The sequence below is a fragment of the Lysinibacillus fusiformis genome (assembly GCF_003049525.1).
Classification (GTDB): domain Bacteria; phylum Bacillota; class Bacilli; order Bacillales_A; family Planococcaceae; genus Lysinibacillus; species Lysinibacillus fusiformis.
This window is the reverse complement of record NZ_PYWL01000001.1, coordinates 710,599-727,601: the sequence shown is the minus strand read 5'-3', so window position 1 is coordinate 727,601 and position 17,003 is coordinate 710,599. Positions and strand designations below refer to the sequence as shown.

19 protein-coding genes are annotated in these 17,003 nt (G+C 38.2%); 16 read left to right on the top strand and 3 right to left on the bottom strand.

From position 1 onward, the window contains the following. From C9J29_RS03435 to C9J29_RS03375, 13 genes are all read left to right on the top strand, one after another. Positions 1-408 (top strand): F0F1 ATP synthase subunit epsilon, encoded by a 408-nt coding sequence (locus tag C9J29_RS03435; protein WP_025114765.1) that lies wholly within the window; start codon positions 1-3, stop codon positions 406-408. A gap of 77 nt (positions 409-485) precedes the next feature. Continuing rightward, entirely contained in the window at positions 486-725 is a 240-nt protein-coding gene (locus C9J29_RS03430) for a DUF1146 family protein (RefSeq protein ID WP_008180537.1), read from the top strand. 366 nt (positions 726-1,091) lie between these two features. Then, positions 1,092-2,405, top strand: coding sequence for a UDP-N-acetylglucosamine 1-carboxyvinyltransferase (gene murA, locus C9J29_RS03425; RefSeq protein ID WP_069480000.1), 1,314 nt, complete (start codon positions 1,092-1,094; stop codon positions 2,403-2,405). An 82-nt stretch (positions 2,406-2,487) separates the two neighbouring features. Further along, positions 2,488-3,426, top strand: coding sequence for a stage II sporulation protein D (gene spoIID / locus C9J29_RS03420; protein ID WP_008180534.1), 939 nt, complete (start codon positions 2,488-2,490; stop codon positions 3,424-3,426). 37 nt (positions 3,427-3,463) lie between these two features. Beyond that, a complete protein-coding gene (locus tag C9J29_RS03415) occupies positions 3,464-4,141 on the top strand; it encodes a M23 family metallopeptidase (RefSeq protein WP_089986953.1) in 678 nt (225 codons plus the stop codon). 156 nt (positions 4,142-4,297) lie between these two features. Beyond that, the gene (locus C9J29_RS03410) at positions 4,298-4,558 is read left to right on the top strand and encodes a sporulation transcriptional regulator SpoIIID (protein WP_025114760.1); all 261 of its coding nucleotides are present in this window, start codon (positions 4,298-4,300) and stop codon (positions 4,556-4,558) included. Positions 4,559-4,768: 210 nt separating this feature from the next. Continuing rightward, the gene (mreB, locus tag C9J29_RS03405) at positions 4,769-5,764 is read left to right on the top strand and encodes a rod shape-determining protein (protein WP_008180529.1); all 996 of its coding nucleotides are present in this window, start codon (positions 4,769-4,771) and stop codon (positions 5,762-5,764) included. 21 nt (positions 5,765-5,785) lie between these two features. Next, the gene (locus tag C9J29_RS03400; RefSeq protein WP_089986954.1) at positions 5,786-6,619 is read left to right on the top strand and encodes a flagellar hook-basal body protein; all 834 of its coding nucleotides are present in this window, start codon (positions 5,786-5,788) and stop codon (positions 6,617-6,619) included. Positions 6,620-6,650: 31 nt separating this feature from the next. Continuing rightward, a complete protein-coding gene (locus C9J29_RS03395) occupies positions 6,651-7,490 on the top strand; it encodes a flagellar hook-basal body protein (protein WP_036123074.1) in 840 nt (279 codons plus the stop codon). A 42-nt stretch (positions 7,491-7,532) separates the two neighbouring features. Continuing rightward, the gene (locus tag C9J29_RS03390) at positions 7,533-7,817 is read left to right on the top strand and encodes a DNA-directed RNA polymerase subunit beta (protein ID WP_025114757.1); all 285 of its coding nucleotides are present in this window, start codon (positions 7,533-7,535) and stop codon (positions 7,815-7,817) included. 55 nt (positions 7,818-7,872) lie between these two features. After that, positions 7,873-8,316 carry a 3-hydroxyacyl-ACP dehydratase FabZ gene (gene fabZ, locus C9J29_RS03385; protein WP_036123078.1) on the top strand — a complete coding sequence of 148 codons (444 nt, stop codon included), beginning with the start codon at positions 7,873-7,875 and terminating at the stop codon, positions 8,314-8,316. A gap of 151 nt (positions 8,317-8,467) precedes the next feature. Then, a complete protein-coding gene (locus C9J29_RS03380) occupies positions 8,468-8,851 on the top strand; it encodes a hypothetical protein (protein WP_008181355.1) in 384 nt (127 codons plus the stop codon). 108 nt (positions 8,852-8,959) lie between these two features. Further along, positions 8,960-9,352, top strand: coding sequence for a hypothetical protein (locus C9J29_RS03375; RefSeq protein ID WP_089986955.1), 393 nt, complete (start codon positions 8,960-8,962; stop codon positions 9,350-9,352). 200 nt (positions 9,353-9,552) lie between these two features. Here C9J29_RS03375 and C9J29_RS03370 read toward each other — a convergent pair whose 3' ends face one another. Further along, on the bottom strand, positions 9,553-9,978 hold the full coding sequence (locus C9J29_RS03370; RefSeq protein ID WP_025114753.1) for a YwpF family protein: 426 nt from the start codon (positions 9,976-9,978) through the stop codon (positions 9,553-9,555). 297 nt (positions 9,979-10,275) lie between these two features. Here C9J29_RS03370 and C9J29_RS03365 point away from each other — a divergent pair, with 297 nt between their 5' ends. Beyond that, positions 10,276-10,674 carry a single-stranded DNA-binding protein gene (locus tag C9J29_RS03365; protein WP_008181361.1) on the top strand — a complete coding sequence of 133 codons (399 nt, stop codon included), beginning with the start codon at positions 10,276-10,278 and terminating at the stop codon, positions 10,672-10,674. 240 nt (positions 10,675-10,914) lie between these two features. Here C9J29_RS03365 and C9J29_RS03360 read toward each other — a convergent pair whose 3' ends face one another. Both C9J29_RS03360 and C9J29_RS03355 read right to left on the bottom strand, forming a co-directional pair. Beyond that, positions 10,915-13,689, bottom strand: a complete 2,775-nt coding sequence (locus C9J29_RS03360) for a DEAD/DEAH box helicase (RefSeq protein ID WP_107921616.1) — start codon at positions 13,687-13,689, stop codon at positions 10,915-10,917. Further along, positions 13,686-15,260 carry a hypothetical protein gene (locus C9J29_RS03355; protein WP_107921615.1) on the bottom strand — a complete coding sequence of 525 codons (1,575 nt, stop codon included), beginning with the start codon at positions 15,258-15,260 and terminating at the stop codon, positions 13,686-13,688. Before C9J29_RS03355 ends, C9J29_RS03360 begins: the two co-directional genes overlap by 4 nt. Before the next feature lie 205 nt (positions 15,261-15,465). Between C9J29_RS03355 and C9J29_RS03350 the strand changes: the two genes are divergently transcribed. After that, the gene (locus tag C9J29_RS03350; RefSeq protein WP_008181368.1) at positions 15,466-15,942 is read left to right on the top strand and encodes a hypothetical protein; all 477 of its coding nucleotides are present in this window, start codon (positions 15,466-15,468) and stop codon (positions 15,940-15,942) included. A gap of 199 nt (positions 15,943-16,141) precedes the next feature. Beyond that, positions 16,142-16,972 (top strand): flagellin N-terminal helical domain-containing protein, encoded by an 831-nt coding sequence (locus tag C9J29_RS03345; RefSeq protein ID WP_008181370.1) that lies wholly within the window; start codon positions 16,142-16,144, stop codon positions 16,970-16,972. The last annotated feature ends 31 nt before the right edge of the window (positions 16,973-17,003 follow it).

The following is a 17,003-nucleotide window of genomic DNA, read 5'->3' as shown; positions in this document are numbered from 1 at the left end:
ATGAAGACAGTTCTAGTCAATATTGTCACTCCCGACGGCCCGGTATACGATTCTGAAGTATCAATGGTAATCGCTAAAACAACTTCAGGAGAAATCGGTGTTCTTGCAGGCCATATTCCAATGGTTGCTCCACTTGCAATTGGTGCAGTGAAGCTTAAAAAAGCAGACGGTTCTACTGACATTGTTGCTGTTAGCGGTGGTTTCATTGAAGTTCGTCCAGAAAAGATCTCTATTTTAGCGCCTTCTGCTGAAGTTGCTGTAAATATTGATGTTCAACGTGCAAAAGAAGCCGTTAAACGTGCTGAAGGACGTCTTCAAGGTAAACAAGACAACATTGATTTCAAACGTGCTGACCTAGCATTAAAACGTGCGTTGAATCGTATCAACGTTCATGAGGGTAATATCTAATTCATTTTTAACGGGCAGATATAGCATCTGCCCGTTTTTTAAAGTGCTTAAATTATAGGACAGTTGGAGGGGGAAAAATGGAGCTTTATGAAGCAATAGGACAAGAAGCTTTATTAGGCATATTATCGCATTTGTTTTTTATAGCTATTACATTTTACGCATTACAGGCTTTTATGACAGAAAAATTATTCAAGAAGAATAGAGTATTTCAGATTCAACTTATTTATATTTTATTGAGTATTACAATTGGTTCTGCGGTATCCAATTTCTTTCTACAAATATCTAACTGGTCTGGGAAACTTCCATACTTATTTTAAAGCCTCGACAATATCAATTCAAATCTTGCACCTTAACACTACATACTTCAAAGGACTTTATAATAACATTTATGTGGCCCTTTGAACTATGTATAAAAAAACTTCTAAAAGTTGTTTTTTGTTCATACATCTTTGGGTATGTATTAGAAGCGAACTGGTTATTGGTCATTCACAAAAAAAAATTGATAGCGTACAATAAATAAATAGCAAAATATCTAATAATGCCTTAAAATAGTGATTTGGACGCTTGAATGGGCGTTAAAAAAGTTGTACTATAGAGTTGTTTGTTTACTGATTATGACATTATACTTCTTTATTAAAATAAAAATTCGGTAGGTTAATAGATTGAATTCGGAGGGACATAGGGTGGATAAAATAATAGTGACTGGCGGCCAAAAACTACAGGGAAAAGTACGTGTAGAGGGCGCAAAAAATGCAGTGTTACCAATCCTGGCAGCAGCTTTACTTGCTTCAAAGGGAGAAAATGTAATTAAAGAAGTCCCTAACTTAGCAGACGTCTTTACAATAAACGAAGTACTTAAAAGTTTAAACGCAGCAGTTACATATATACCTGAAGATAATGCCGTATATATAGATGCAACAAAAGAACTTTCTAGTGAAGCACAGTTTGAGTTTGTTAGTAAAATGCGTGCATCTATTTTAGTAATGGGATCATTGCTTGCGCGTAATGGCTATGCTCGTGTTGCGTTACCAGGAGGATGTGCAATCGGTTCTCGCCCAATTGAATTACACTTAAAAGGTTTCGAAGCAATGGGGGCGAAGATTTCATTTGGTCATGGCTATGTAGAGGCAAAGACAGAGGGTCGTTTAAAAGGAGCAAATGTATATTTAGACTTCCCAAGTGTTGGGGCAACTGAAAATATTATGACAGCAGCATCTCTAGCAGAAGGGACAACTGTGATCGAAAATGCTGCAAAGGAGCCTGAAATCGTTGACCTTGCTAACTTCATTAATAGTATGGGTGGTCGTGTAATTGGTGCTGGTACAAATACGATTCGTATCGAAGGAGTCGATACATTATATGGAGTAGAGCATCATATTATTCCCGACCGCATTGAGGCTGGTACATTTATGGTAGCAGCAGCTATTACTAAGGGTGATGTGGTCATCGAAAACGCAGTTCCAGAGCATATGACAGCTTTGATTGCGAAGATGCGCGAAATGGGCGTAGAAATTATAGAATTGGATGAAGGTATTCGTGTACGTGTTCCTCAGACATTAAAAGCTGTGGATATTAAAACAATGCCACATCCAGGCTTCCCGACAGATATGCAATCACAAATGATGGCCTTAATGTTGACTGCAGAAGGTACGAGTATCATTACAGAGACAGTATTTGAAAATCGTTTTATGCATGTTGAGGAGTTCCGTCGCATGAATGCGGGTGCTAAAATAGAAGGACGCTCTGTGTTTATTGAGGGGCCAGTACAGCTTCAGGGGGCTGAAGTAATGGCAACGGATTTACGAGCTGCGGCTGCACTGATTTTAGCAGGTTTAGTATCAGAAGGAATTACACGTGTTACAAAGCTTCACCATTTAGATCGTGGATATGTTGATTTCCATGGTAAATTGGCTTCTCTTGGGGCAAATATTGAACGTATTACGGATGAAGAAGTTGTGACGACTGAAGACATTTCTGTTGAATTACCTACAAACTAATATGATGTTAAAACCCTTTGCTTACAGAAGCAGAGGGTTTTTTATTTCTCATAACTAAATAGTATTAAGCATATTATTCCTTATGAAAAAATGGATGATTAGTATAGGTGTCCTTTGTTTATTGGGGGCGTTATATGTGCTTCCTGTTTTAGGATTAAGCGAAAGACGGGAGGAAGTGCAACCTCCAACAGCAGATGAAAAAGCTTGTGAACTATTTATAGAAGTGGAGGGACAAAAGGAAAAAATTCCTTTAGAGACGTATATAACCGGGGTAGTAGCGGCAGAAATGCCTGTTTCTTTTAAAAAGGAGGCATTGAAGGCACAGGCTATTGCAGCACGTACTTATGCGTTAAAAACGACAAATTACGGTAAAAAAGCAATCGCACCGACTGTAGCAAAGCAAGTTTTCTATGATGAGAGTCAAAGAAAAGCGAATTGGGCTAGCAATTTCCTGGGAAATGAAAAGAAAATTGTCGAAGCCATCAATGAAACGAAAGGACAAGTTCTTCTTTATAATAATGATTTAATTACAGCTATGTTTCATTCAACAAGTAATGGACAAACAGAAAGTGCCTACGGCTATAGTGGAAATAATATTCCATATTTGCAAAGTGTTGCAAGTGTTTCAGATCAAACATCTCCGAAATTTGAGGCAGAGCAAGAGTGGTCACTAGCACAATGGAATAAATTATGGCCAATACAATGGCAAGCTAGTGATTTTAATCGTATACAGCTATTTTACAATGACTCAGGGCGTGTGGAGCGTCTACAGTTAGGGAATAATGTTTGGACAGGGAGAGAGGTTCGAACGTTTCTTGGAATACCATCCACTGACTTTTCAATTGTTTATAATGATAATACTAGAAAGGTTCATGTGAAAACTAAAGGATATGGTCATGGAGTAGGAATGAGTCAATATGGAGCAGAGGCTATGGCAAATGAAGGGAAAACGGCTGCTGAAATTTTACACTATTATTATAAAGATATTGAAATAAAAAAAATAGATGCATGTTTAAAATAACTTCTAGTTGTTCACACTGCAACTAGAGGTGATGAAAATGAGAGAGGATAAAAATAATAAAGCTTCTCAAAACCAGAATCCAAATCAAAAGGAAAATGGTCAGTTACAAAAGAAACCATGGTTTTGGCCAGTAGTTTACACAGGTGGTGCACTGGTTCTAGCAGGATTGTTATTTGGTTACAATAGTCTCGTATCTAAAGTAGAAGATGCACCGTTACCAGATTTAGCAGAAGTTGATTCAGGTCCTGTTGTAGAAACAAATGCACGTACTGAAAACATGATGTATCCATTCAAAGAAGAGAGCCTTAGTAAAGTACAAATCTTACAAGAGTTTTATGAGCTAGAAGCGAATGAAGAGTCTCGTGAAAATGCACTAATGGTATTTAATCAAACATTTACAACGTCTTCTGGTATCTCTATTGCTATGAATGGTGAAGAATTTGAAGTACTAGCTGCTATGACTGGTAAAGTACTAGAAGTAAAACTAGACGCATTTACAGGCAATAAAATTGTCATCGAGCATCCAAATGGCATGCAAACACATTATAGCTCTGTAAAAGATATCGCTGTAAAAGAAGGCGATGAGGTTACTCAAGGTCAAGCTTTAGGAAAAGCGACTGATAACGAGTGGAATCAAGCGGCTGGCGTCCACATGCATTTCGAAGTAGTTGAAGACGGAAAATATATTAATCCGAAAAAATTACTAGCTTTTTAATTCTAAAAGCTAGTAACGCATAAAAAATCAGCATTTTATTAGGAAAATGCAAAACGTGTTCTGAATAGCTTTGTCCTCACATAAGGTGAAGAAATGCGCAAATGTGCATCTGATTGCCAAAGCATTTTGTGAAATTGTGTGGAAAGGACGAAGAACGTGCATGAGCACATTCGGAAGCGCTGCATACGCCTCGGTGAATTACTGATTGAGACGCGTGAGACTGTGCGAGTCCTCGCGAAAATGACTGGTTATTCAAAAAGTACGGTGCACAAGGATTTAACAGAGCGATTACCAACAATTCATGAAGGATTAGCTGACCAAGTGAAAGAAATACTCGCCTACCATAAGGCCGTACGTCATATTCGCGGAGGAGAAGCAACGAAAAACAAGTGGAAAGAAAGAGCGAGTCAAGATTGATTCGTTCTTTTTTGTTGTGTGAACAGGCATATAATAAGTTTGTTTAAGGTAAAGTAATACTATATTATTGCCGTTCAGAACGTGAAAAGAAAACAGTCTTAATCATTAAATACAGGGTGAAATTACCAATAGAATATGATAAAATATTCTAGATAAAGAGATAAAATGAACGTTATGTAGTTTGAACTGGCGGGAAGGAGAAATTATAAAATGTTTTCGAAAGATATCGGCATTGACTTAGGTACTGCGAACGTATTAATCCACGTTAAAGGTAAGGGGATTGTCCTTAATGAACCATCTGTAGTGGCTATTGATAAAAAGACAAATAAAGTATTAGCGGTAGGGGAAGAAGCTCGCCAAATGGTAGGGAGAACGCCAGGTAATATTACAGCAATTCGCCCACTTAGAGATGGAGTCATTGCAGATTTTGATGTGACTGAAGCGATGTTAAGACATTTCATCAATAAATTAAATGTCAAAGGATTTTTAGCAAAGCCACGTATTCTAATTTGTTGTCCAACGAATATTACAAGTGTTGAGCAAAAGGCAATTCGTGAAGCGGCAGAGAAATCAGGCGGTAAAAAAGTATATTTAGAGGAAGAGCCAAAAGTAGCAGCGATTGGTGCAGGCATGGACATCTTCCAACCAAGCGGGAATATGGTAGTTGATATCGGCGGTGGAACAACAGATATTGCTGTTCTTTCAATGGGTGATATTGTCACAAGTGAATCCATTAAAGTGGCAGGAGATGTGTTTGATAACGATATTTTACAATATATTAAAAAAGAATATAAATTGCTAATTGGTGAACGCACAGCAGAAGCCATCAAAATGACAATCGGAACAGTTTTCAAAGGTAGTCGTAATGATACAATGGATATCCGAGGTCGTGACATGGTGACAGGTTTACCACGTACAATTTCTATTCATTCTGAAGAGATCGAACGTGCATTACACGAATCTGTAGCAATGATCGTTCAATCTGCAAAAAATGTTTTAGAAAAAACACCACCGGAGCTATCGGCTGATATCATCGATCGCGGCGTTATTATTACTGGTGGCGGAGCACTTTTACATGGTATGGACCAACTATTAATTGAAGAATTAAAGGTACCTGTCTTCATTGCTGAAAGACCAATGGATTGTGTAGCTATTGGAACAGGCATTATGCTTGAAAATATAGATCGTGTACCAGCGTCCTTATAAAATTAAAATGAGGTGATCTCTTTGTTTAAAGGTTTTTATACAGTTGCAACCGGTATGATCACGCAACAAAGAAGAACAGAATTACTATCCAACAATTTAGCTAATGCGAATACACCGGGATTTAAGGCAGACCAATCAACGATTCGTTCATTCCCAGATATGCTGATGTCTAGCATCGGAAAAACAAATGCGCCTGCCAATCAACAAGCAGGTGCCGAATATATGAATCAAGTAGGCGCTTTAAATACGGGGACATATTTACAAGAAACATTACCAAATTACATACAGGGCCAAATCTATAGCACTGATTTTACAACAGATATGGCATTGATTGATGGAAACTTACCACAAAATGAAGATGGTGTATCTGGCTCAATATTCTTCAGACTCGCACATCCAGATGGTGGAGAAGCCTATACACGTAATGGTAATTTTACTTTGGATGGCCAAGGTTATTTAGTAAATGGGCAAGGCCTTTACGTGTTAAATGATGCTGGACAACGAATCCAGTTACCTAATGATGATTTTCGCCTCGATGAAAGTGGCGCCATTTACGTTAATAATCAGCAAGTAGCGCGAGTAGGCGTATCGTATGCTGCCAATCCGAATATGCTACAGAAACAAGATAACGGTCTTATTCGGACAGAAAATGGCGTAAACCTGCCATCAGCCTATGGGGCGAATGGTGTTTCCTTTACACTACGTCAAAACTTCTTAGAGGGATCAAACGTAGATTCTGGTCGTGCCATGACAGATTTAATGACAGCGTACCGAGCATTTGAAGCCAATCAAAAAGTATTACAAGCTTATGATCGCAGCATGGAAAAGGCTGTTAATGAAATCGGTAAAATTTAATGGACGAAACAGAACAGGAGGCTTTTTATAAATGCTACGTACAATGATTACAGCAACTAATACAATGGGCCAATTACAAAATAAACTTGATACGATTAGTAATAACATCGCCAATAGCAATACGACAGGCTTTAAAGCGAAGGAAGCATCTTTCAATGAGTTACTCTATCAACAGTTTAATAATGACAAACTGGATCGTGCTGAGCGACAAACGCCTGTTGGTATTCGCTATGGATCAGGCGCAATGCTTGGTCAAATTAAATCCAATCAAAAGCAAGGTTCTTTGCAAACGACTAATCGAGATTTGGACTTAGCCTTTACAACAGCAAAACAATATTTCAATATTTTAATGCCAAATGGTGAAAATGGGACTGAAACAGTGTATACTCGACAAGGTGACTTTTATTTATCGCCGCTAAATAATGGAACAGTTATGCTAGTAACTGCTGAGGGATACCCAGTGGCAAATGCTGCTGGACAAGCTATTACATTACCAGATAATGTGCAAGGATTTTCAGTACGAGATGGTGGTATACTAGAAGCATCTTATCCAAATGGCGATATCATTCGTACGGATTTAGCGGTTACTGAATTCCAAAAACCGCAACTAATGGAACATGTTTCAGGTTCTTATGTTGGATTACCAGACAACCTTGCTGAACTTGGCTTTACACAAGCTGAGGTTCTAACAGAGCTAGTAGGTGCTAATCGTCAGCAAATTGGCATGCAAGGTGGTACTTTAGAAATGTCCAACGTTAACCTTTCGAAGGAAATGACAGAACTAATTCAAACACAACGTTCCTATCAATTCAATGCAAGAACGGTTACATTAGCAGACCAAATGCTTGGTCTTATTAATGGTATTCGATAGGAAGTCATCCTAAAAAGCAAGGAATGAAGAGGAGTACAATTTATGACAAACGATTCACGTCGACGTTCTGTGCCGACACAAGAAACCGATACGCAACCAGAAAAGAAAGAACGCCGCTCAAATGGAGAGCAACGCGAGGTTCGATGGGTGCAAATCCGACTGATTCCGATTTGGTTACGCATTGTAATTGTTCTCATCTTAGTTGTTGCTGCCGCAACATTAGGCGCAATGGTTGGCTTTAGTGTTATTGGAGAAGGAAATGCTATGGATATTTTCAAAAGAGAAACATGGCAACATATATTTGATATTATGCATGGTAAAGAATAATTTTATTCTTTACCTTACTTTGTGTATACATACTTTATTTTGAGGGGGATATGACATGTTAACAGCAGAGCAAATTCAAGCAATTTTACCACACCGCTATCCATTTTTATTTGTAGATCGCATTATTGAATTAGAAGAAGGAAAACGTGCAGTAGGCTTAAAGAATGTTTCTATGAATGAGGATTTCTTTAATGGGCACTTCCCAGGATATCCAGTAATGCCAGGTGTGCTAATTGTAGAGGCATTAGCACAAGTAGGTGGAGTAGCTCTTTTGAATGCAGAAGAATTTAAAGGACGTTTGGCATTTTTAACGGGTGTTGATAACTGTCGTTTCAAACGTCAAGTAGTACCTGGAGACCAACTTAAATTGGAAGTGGAGTTTGTAAAACTTCGTGGTTCGATGGGTAAAGGACATGGAATAGCAACTGTAGATGGAGAACTTGTATGTGAAGCCGATATTCTATTTGCAATTGGACCTGAGCAGCCAAAGCAAGCATAATTTGCATTTATAGACCACAAGATATAAAATAGATAAAGTCAAGTCAAAAAAATTGAGACTAGTAGGTTCTTAAATTGCGATGGCGATTAAGCGATTGTGAATTGAAATAGATGTAATTTTTAGGTTTTACAAACGTAGGAGGATTATTAAGATGTATAAGGAATTGTCTTCAGGTATTAAAATTAGCATTACTCGTTCTATTTCAACATCTTTTGAAACATACTTAGCAAGTATTGGTTGGGATGAAGAGCGCTTTTCTATGGAAGACTTCATTGCAAGCTGGCAGACTTATTTCCAAGAGAATGCAGCATGGATCGAAAAAATTCCAGCCGAAATATTGATGAGTGCAGAGTTTCATGAAGAGATGGCACAAAAAATTGATGAGGTCATTGCCAAAATTTTAAATGAAGAACCAACAGCACAGCAAGTTGAAACAATCGAGGCATTGCAAAAAGAGCTAGGCACAGACTATAGCTATGACTGTAAAGCAGAAGCAGCATATATTGAACAGTTATTAAAAGAAAAACAAAAATAGTTTGATCAAAAATCGGATAGTTCCCTCCTTTCTCGGGCAATCTATGTTAGATCACAAATACACATGATGTATTTGATGACATAGTACCAAGAAAGGAGGTTTTTTGCTATGTGGAAAATGTCATTTTTAACCATTATTCTTGCTACTGTATTCCTTGGAGGATGTAACTGGGGAAATAAAGCAGTTGAAGATCATCCTGTGAGAAACGCAGAGACTGATGTTCGTAATGGTGTTGATCGTGTCGAGGATGCATTAGATCCGAATAGACGAGACGATGCATACGATCGAAATGTAAATGGTGTTGAACGAGGTACTGTAAATGAAAATACAACATTACCTGAAGCAACAACACCTGGTTCAAATGCTGATATTAACGGCACAAATGGCTATGACAACGTACCAAATGCGAATGGCGTAAACGGTGTTGAGCGTAATGACAACATGGTGGATGAAAAAGCCAACGACACTGAGAAGTATCGTGACGGTATGAACAACCGATAATATCAAAAGAGTGTTTCCTACATGGAAAACACTCTTTTTTTATGAGTCAGGGAAGCGGAGTAACTATAGAAATATAATATTTTACGCTATTCATGATCTTGCTCACTAAAGACTGGTGTCTACAAGCCCTCATCTAACAGAAAAATCTCCAAGATATTGCAATTGTTTCTTATAAAAAACGATGCAAAAATTTTGCATCGTCAGTCATTCTTTAATTTTGGTCGCTGTTTCATATCTTTTGTAAAGCGTTCCAGTAAATGTTCTAAAGAAACACCTTCAGCTAGTAGTTCAGAAAGCAATTGTTCAGCATATTTAGAGCGTTTTATCTTGAGTGTACCTTTTAAAAGTACGGATACATGGTCACCGATTTCTTGAACAGTATGTACGATTACCTGGAAAGGAGCGGGTTCATTATCGGGAAATGAAATAACGGCACGTACATTAAAAATAGTAGCATTCGCTAAGAGCTCATCAAAGGTTGAGCGATATTGTTTTTCCATAAACAATTCGAGTACCCAAGACTGATGGCTATTTTCCTGATTAATAATAATGCCATCGACTAAAGGGAATGGTTGCACGCCATCTTTTGTGACAAGGTCAAAGGAAAGCATTTTAAATGTTTTCATTATGTATATTCCTCCTAAGTCTGTCATTCTTTTAGTATAACACATACGGCTACGGTTGTTGGTCATACGCACCTGCTCGTTAATTTCAATAAATGCGAAATTACTGATTTCATGAAATAGCATTTGCCATTACTGCCTAAAGCATTCTGGTGAAAAAATAAGAAATAAAAGAAAAATAAAACAGGTTATTTACCTATTTTATGCTGAAGAATTGATGCAAATTATCACTTTCTGATTTTGCTAATATTGGAGTCGTTTTGTAAGATGAGAGCAATCCAAAGCAAAGGAGGTGAATGAATGAATCAAGTCGGACTGGTCGGAAGGTTTACGAAAGATCCGGTATTACGCTACTTATCTGGAAATCGTGTGCAGACTCATTTTTCACTTGCCATTAATCGCAATTTCAAAAATAGTCATGGGGAAGTAGATACAGATTTCATATTCTGTACAGTTTGGGGAAGGCTTGCAGAACATATTGTCAAGTATTGCGGGAAAGGCTCATTAATTGGTGCAAACGGCCGTATTCAAACAAGGTCATTTGTAAATGAAGAAAACACTAAAATTTTTATGACAGAGGTAGTGGTCGAAGATGTTCGATTTTATCAGCTTAAACAAAGGGACAGTGACGAAGCTTCTATTGTGACGCCACCTCCTCCGAATGAACAGGAAGACTTAAAAGACTTTGTATTACCATAGCATGCTACATACGGCGCAGGAAAAATTATTGTCTGATCCGCCATTCTCCTTAATCTTCTTGCACCGTTGTAACAGAAAGGAATGATGTGGACTAACATTTACTGAAGAGTTGCTGTAGACCGCACAGCAATGAAATTTTTAACACAACTGAATATGTTTATGAAGTAAGTAGGGAAGAGAAGAGAAGTAAACATGGTTCCACTGAAAAGCGCCAAGAACTTTTGCCCTTGGCGCTTGTCATTAATATATATCTAATGAAATGAGGTCACGAAGTTCTTGATCCTCTAATTCAGTCAACCACTGGCTTGATTGAATAAGTTCTTCTGATAGTGCTGATTTTTGCGCTAGCATTTTATCTATCTTTTCTTCAATTGTGCCAAGTGTTACAAATTTATGGACTTGCACAAATTGTGTTTGCCCTATGCGATAAGCACGATCGGTTGCTTGATTTTCGACAGCGGGATTCCACCAGCGATCTGCATGTAAGACATGATTAGCAGCTGTTAAATTAAGTCCTGTTCCACCTGCTTTTAAGGAGAGAATAAATATCGGGAAATCTCCTGCCTGAAACGCCTCTACTAAGCGGTCTCGTTGCTGCTTAGGCATGGCACCGGTTAAAAAAGGTGCATCTACATTGTATAATTCACTTAAGCAATGCTGTAGCAATTGTCCCATTCCAATATACTGTGTAAAAATCAGACATTGCTCGCCATTGTCCACAATTTCAGCCGCCATTTGCACAATGCGCTCTAGCTTTGCCGAACGTGCAAGCATTGTTTCGGCATCCTCGAAAGGTTCCTTTAAATATAGGGCAGGATGATTACATAGTTGCTTTAATTTACTGAGCATTTTTAAGACGCGTCCCTTTTTTTGAAAGCCTGTTAACTCTTCTAGCTGATCAAGCGTCTCTAAAATATAACCTTCATAAAGAGAAGCTTGCTCGGCTGTTAATGGGCAATACTCATTTGATTCTAGCTTATCTGGCAAGTTCAGCTGCAAATGCGGATCACGTTTTGTCCTACGTAATAAGAACGGTTGAATTTTCGTACGTAGCTTTTGTTTATGGGATTCAGATTCATCTCGTTCAATGGGCAATATAAATTCTTCATTAAAGCGACCAAAGCTGCCTAAATAGCCTTTATGAATAAAATCAAAGATAGCCCAAAGCTCAGATAGACGGTTTTCTACAGGCGTGCCAGTCAGGGCAATGTGATGATCACCCAGTAATTTACGAATGGCTTTTGATTGTAAGGTCTGCATGTTTTTAATATTTTGAGCTTCATCTAATACAACAGTTGCCCAATCAATATCCTGTAAAAATTCAGTATCCTGTGACACAGTACCATAGGTTGATAAAATGACATGTGGCTTATCAATCGATATCATTTTTTTGAAATCATCATCTTTTGCACGGTTAGTTTGGTAATGAGTATGGACAATTAGTGAAGGAGCGAATCGAGCAAGCTCCTTCTGCCAGTTACCAAGCACTGAGGTTGGGCAAATAATAATGGATGGTTTTGTATAATCAGCTACTGCTTCATATATATGAAGTAAATAGGCTATCATCTGTACCGTTTTACCAAGACCCATATCATCGGCTAGGCACGCACCGAAACCTTGCTGACGCATAAAGACTAGCCATTCAAAGCCTTCAATTTGATAAGGACGTAATTCTGTTTGTAATGACTCTGGAATTGGCACAGTAGGTAAACCCTTTTTATCTAAGAGTTGTTCCATATAAGCCTTTAACGATTGTTGTATCTCCAATGCAAAGATAGGATCATCCCTAAGCGCATCGTCAGCATCCTCTTCTTCAAGAGGTGCAGATAAATCTTCGGGCAATTCTCTGAATAATAATTCTCGGACAGTCCAGCTCTCATCTTCTGCCTGCTGCATTAGAGCACGCATTTCTTGCATCCAGTTAGCGTCAACACGGAACCATTCTGTTCCTATTCGAATAAATTCACGCTTTTCTTCCACCAACTTTTTAAATTGCTCAGGTGAAATCATCTGTCCATTCATCGAAAATTGCCACTTGAACGTTAAAATATCATCTAATCCAGCGACTTTTTTTGTGGATGCATTACTAGTTGTGACACGGACACGGAATTTGGATTGTTTTAAATCCTTTAGCCAGGCAGGAAGTACCACATCAAAGCCAAGTGCCTGTAATCTGGCAAGATCCTCACGTAAAAAAGATCGTACCTCCATGTCTTCAAGTGTCATACGAATAAAGGTTTCGCTACTGATCGCATCTTTAGATAGTAGATCGACTATTTGTTGTTGTTGCTGCTCAATCTCAGTTGCAAACATTCGCCATTTTGTAGGTAGAGCATCTTCGATAAGTAATGACTGCTTACGAATGGCAGGTGTCCAGTAATTTTTTGTAGTAGGGGTACTAAGGACCGTTTCTAATAGCCAAACATCTGAATCTTCTTCTGGTTCACTTAATCGTAAAGAGACTGTAATGGCACCAATTTGGCGAGCTTGATCTAATGGCCAGCCACCTCGCAAGAAAAAGGGCAATAGCTTTGGTAAATCAGAAAGTATTAGGCCTACTTGTGAAAGCTTTTGCTGCACCGCCATTTCTAATAATGCAGAATCTATATCATCTATAGGAAAGGATAGTGAAGAAAAATCCTCTGCAATGACAGCATGTGACCAAAGAGAGGGCTCCTGCCAATAATCTTGTAACGCCAATACTTTACCTAGCCATTCTTTACTATCTTCATTTACACCAACCCAGCTGATAAAGGGATGTTGATAGCTTGTTGAAAAAATATCAAGAAGCTCAGCAGTGGACACCTCAATTGTTAAATCAGCCTGGTTGGTTAGTAAGCCGTAGATATTTGCCTCATACGTAAAGAACAATGAAGATTTGAATGTTTCTACGTCGATTGTTGTACCATTTGCAGTATAGCCCCGCAACGTAAAATATCCTTCCCGAGCTACATCAATACGAAGCTGTTGAGTTTTAGAAAAAGGGGAAGGAGCATTGGTATTTATTGTCATCATACTAAGTTTCCTTTCTCGATTTCTTCCTGTAACGCACGGAGTCGCTTATATTCTGAACGAATTGTTTGTATATACGTTTCAAAATAAGGCATTTTACCAGCGCGTTTTGCGGCACTACGCATACTTTTCCAAATGCGCACCGCCTGTTTATAATTCATGCGTGATTTTTGGGCAATTTCCGCCATTGCATATACATGATATAAAGGTAAAACCGTAGCTGGTTCAACTTGTAACACATCCTTTAATCCACACATCTCTAAATAAGATAGTGAAGAAGGATTTAATTGATGAAGAGCTGCCCAATCTCGATAACGTCCTTTTTTAATTAAGAACGAAGAGAATGGTTGAAGGCCGTAAACTCCAAAGGCGCTGTATAGAATAGCTTCCTCTTCCTCGGTAAGCTGTATTTCATCAAATAAAAGCTGAAATTGACGAACATACTGAGCCCGTTGTACAACTGGTACGACTTCCTGTAAAAAGGCCTCTGTCATTGGCAGTATTGCTCGTAAAATAATAGCCATCGCATGTGATTCGCCAGCACGTTGAGCAAAAGTAGCGAGTTCAAATAGATCTTGGATATGTTGCAATTTAATATGTTTCAAATTTTCAAGCAGTAAGTCCTCTTTTTGTAAGAGTACATAAAATAATAACCTTAATGATTCTAAGGATATTTCTGCTGAAGGGTTTTCAAGATTATTTATATAATCTAATTCCTGCTCACGTCGAGGCTTTTCATAAAAAAGCACCGCCCAAAGTAGCATGTACAGGCGAAGTCGATTTTGAAATAATCCATGTCGTTCTAATAAAAACGTCCGTACTTCCTCTTGAAGAGCATCATAAAACGGGTCAGTCGCGAAAAGTCGAGACCGATTAGTCAGCTCTGTAAGTATGGTTTCAAAAGATTGACTGCTTTGATCAATAAAGTATTTCATATAAGGTGAATCCAATGAATGACCAGGTGTTTCATTTAAATGTCGCCAAATTGTATTGAAAATAGCTAACTCCATATACAGTTTATAAAGAGGTTGCCATTCACGCTCAAAGGGCATATGTCGACGAAGACGCTCCAAGGCATCAGTCCTTATAGCAGAAAGGCCATAGCCTTCTAAAACGCGACCTGGTGGCAATAATCGTTTCATTACTTCCTCAACCATCATGGACCAACTTTGTGGGCTACGTTCATCAGCTAATGATTTTAACTGGACAGATTTTTGAGCACGCCAAGCACTCGACCAATTTTGAACTGAATCAAAGTACTGGTAGAGAGCAAGTAAAGTACCTACCTGATGTCGACACCATTTTTGCTGAGGACAGCTACAGCGTAGCTCTTCCTTGGCGAAATCAATTTCAACAGAAGCGGGTCTGACATCCTGGACAGTTGCATATAATATAGAACTGGCTCCATTAAAACGGTCAAAAATAATGGACTTATTTCTAACCGAAAAGACAGCACGACGGACTAGTTCTTCATCTTCCGTAGAGGAAGGATGTAAATCATGTTCAGCTTCTTTTAATTTAGTTAACACGAATTCTTGATGTTCTTTAGCCAATTGCGATATTGACAATGCCATCACCTCACTCCTTTCTTCATATATGGCTATGTTTAATATGGATTAATTGTAGTAAAGGAAAAAAGACTGTCCTTCCATTATACGATTAAAATGCGGCAATGATAAGCTGAATGATCAGAAAGAAAGAAATTGATTCAAAGATAGTTAACAAGACTTTTGATTTATGTTAAAATCTGAATAATCAGATAATCGGGAGGGATGAAGGATGATGCAAGTTCAATACATGAAGCCGTTTTATACAAAGATTACTGGAGACAAATTACGTCTCGTATTTGCTTATCAATATTTCTCTATTTTAAAAGAGAATGAGATTTTCCATTTCATTCCCATAGAAGGTAAAGAGATGATTATCAACATGAAGACACAGCAAATTGAAAATTTATCTGAGGTGTTTGTTTTCCAAAAGGGCAATCGATTTATTCGATTACCACTTTATCAGCTACTCCTTATTACGAATGTCCATGATCATCTGGCACCTATACTTGAAAGCGCAACACCGAAGCAACAACTTCCGCTTGTTTCGACTGTGACTGTAGGCGAAATTGATCAACTTATTGCAGAGATTGAAAATAAAAATCTAGATAACTTAATCGATCAAGCATTATTAGAGAACAATAAATTACTCTTTTTTAATCTATTACAGCAAAAGAACCATCAACTTGGAGGTTTCAAAATTGAATAGATGGTATGCCCATTAAGCACCCACTTTTCTTACTAGAAAAAGGGGTGCTTTTATTATCCCGGATAGGTCAAAAGTATAGGGGGAGAAATAACTTTTCTACAAATAGTTAATAAATCCTGATATATTGGAAACTATTCCTAAACCAAATATTAAAAAAATGGAGGATAGACCGATATAAGTGACAGAAGGTGGTGAGTAAATGCTAGGTAATTGGTCGGCTACGGGTATGTCTATTTTGAATAATATGAATCGACATTATGGTGCTATGAGTAAAGCAATGCTACGTATTTCTACAGGTTACCGAATTAATAGTGCAGCAGATGATCCAGCGGGTCTTGCCATTTCTGAAAAAATGCGTGCTCAAATTCGCGGATTGAATATGGGGGCAAAGAATATTCAGGATGGCATCTCATTAGTGCAGACAGCAGAGGGTGCATTAAATGAGACACATGCGATGATTCAGCGTATGCGAGAACTGGCAGTGGAGGCAGCTAATGATACATTAACGGATGAGGATCGGAAACAACTGGATTTGGAGTTCCAAGAGCTGAAGAAGGAAATTCAGCGTATATCAACCGATACTGAATTTAATACAAAAACATTACTGAATGGCGATTATGAAACAAATGGGATTAAAATTCAGGCAGGTGCCAATGCAGGGCAGAGCATTGAACTGTTGATCAATGGCGTCGGTTCAGAAGCACTCGGTTTGAAAGATGTTTCGATTGCTACGAGGGATGAGGCAGATAAGGCTATTTCTTCTATGGAAGACGCTTTAAAACGAGTATCCAATGAACGTTCTCGTCTTGGTGCCTATCAAAACCGTTTGGAACATGCCTATAATGCCAATGTGAACACTGCAGAAAATTTACAAGCAGCAGAGTCGCGAATTCGAGACGCTGATATTGCAAAAGAGATGATGAATATGGTAAAAGCCCAGATTTTAATGCAGGCCAGTCAATATGTTTTGGCGATGCATATGCAGCAGGCACAGTCCGTTTTAAAATTATTAGAAGTCGGAAAAAAATGATGAATTTCAATTAATATTGAAATTCATCATT

Coding starts and splice junctions, on each gene's coding strand:
- C9J29_RS03435 (WP_025114765.1), top strand. CDS start 1: ATGAAGACAGTTCTAGTCAATATTGTCACTCCCGACGGCCCGGTATAC.
- C9J29_RS03430 (WP_008180537.1), top strand. CDS start 486: ATGGAGCTTTATGAAGCAATAGGACAAGAAGCTTTATTAGGCATATTA.
- spoIID (WP_008180534.1), top strand. CDS start 2,488: ATGAAAAAATGGATGATTAGTATAGGTGTCCTTTGTTTATTGGGGGCG.
- C9J29_RS03415 (WP_089986953.1), top strand. CDS start 3,464: ATGAGAGAGGATAAAAATAATAAAGCTTCTCAAAACCAGAATCCAAAT.
- mreB (WP_008180529.1), top strand. CDS start 4,769: ATGTTTTCGAAAGATATCGGCATTGACTTAGGTACTGCGAACGTATTA.
- C9J29_RS03395 (WP_036123074.1), top strand. CDS start 6,651: ATGCTACGTACAATGATTACAGCAACTAATACAATGGGCCAATTACAA.
- C9J29_RS03390 (WP_025114757.1), top strand. CDS start 7,533: ATGACAAACGATTCACGTCGACGTTCTGTGCCGACACAAGAAACCGAT.
- fabZ (WP_036123078.1), top strand. CDS start 7,873: ATGTTAACAGCAGAGCAAATTCAAGCAATTTTACCACACCGCTATCCA.
- C9J29_RS03380 (WP_008181355.1), top strand. CDS start 8,468: ATGTATAAGGAATTGTCTTCAGGTATTAAAATTAGCATTACTCGTTCT.
- C9J29_RS03375 (WP_089986955.1), top strand. CDS start 8,960: ATGTGGAAAATGTCATTTTTAACCATTATTCTTGCTACTGTATTCCTT.
- C9J29_RS03370 (WP_025114753.1), bottom strand. CDS start 9,978: ATGAAAACATTTAAAATGCTTTCCTTTGACCTTGTCACAAAAGATGGC.
- C9J29_RS03365 (WP_008181361.1), top strand. CDS start 10,276: ATGAATCAAGTCGGACTGGTCGGAAGGTTTACGAAAGATCCGGTATTA.
- C9J29_RS03360 (WP_107921616.1), bottom strand. CDS start 13,689: ATGATGACAATAAATACCAATGCTCCTTCCCCTTTTTCTAAAACTCAA.
- C9J29_RS03355 (WP_107921615.1), bottom strand. CDS start 15,260: ATGGCATTGTCAATATCGCAATTGGCTAAAGAACATCAAGAATTCGTG.
- C9J29_RS03350 (WP_008181368.1), top strand. CDS start 15,466: ATGATGCAAGTTCAATACATGAAGCCGTTTTATACAAAGATTACTGGA.
- C9J29_RS03345 (WP_008181370.1), top strand. CDS start 16,142: ATGCTAGGTAATTGGTCGGCTACGGGTATGTCTATTTTGAATAATATG.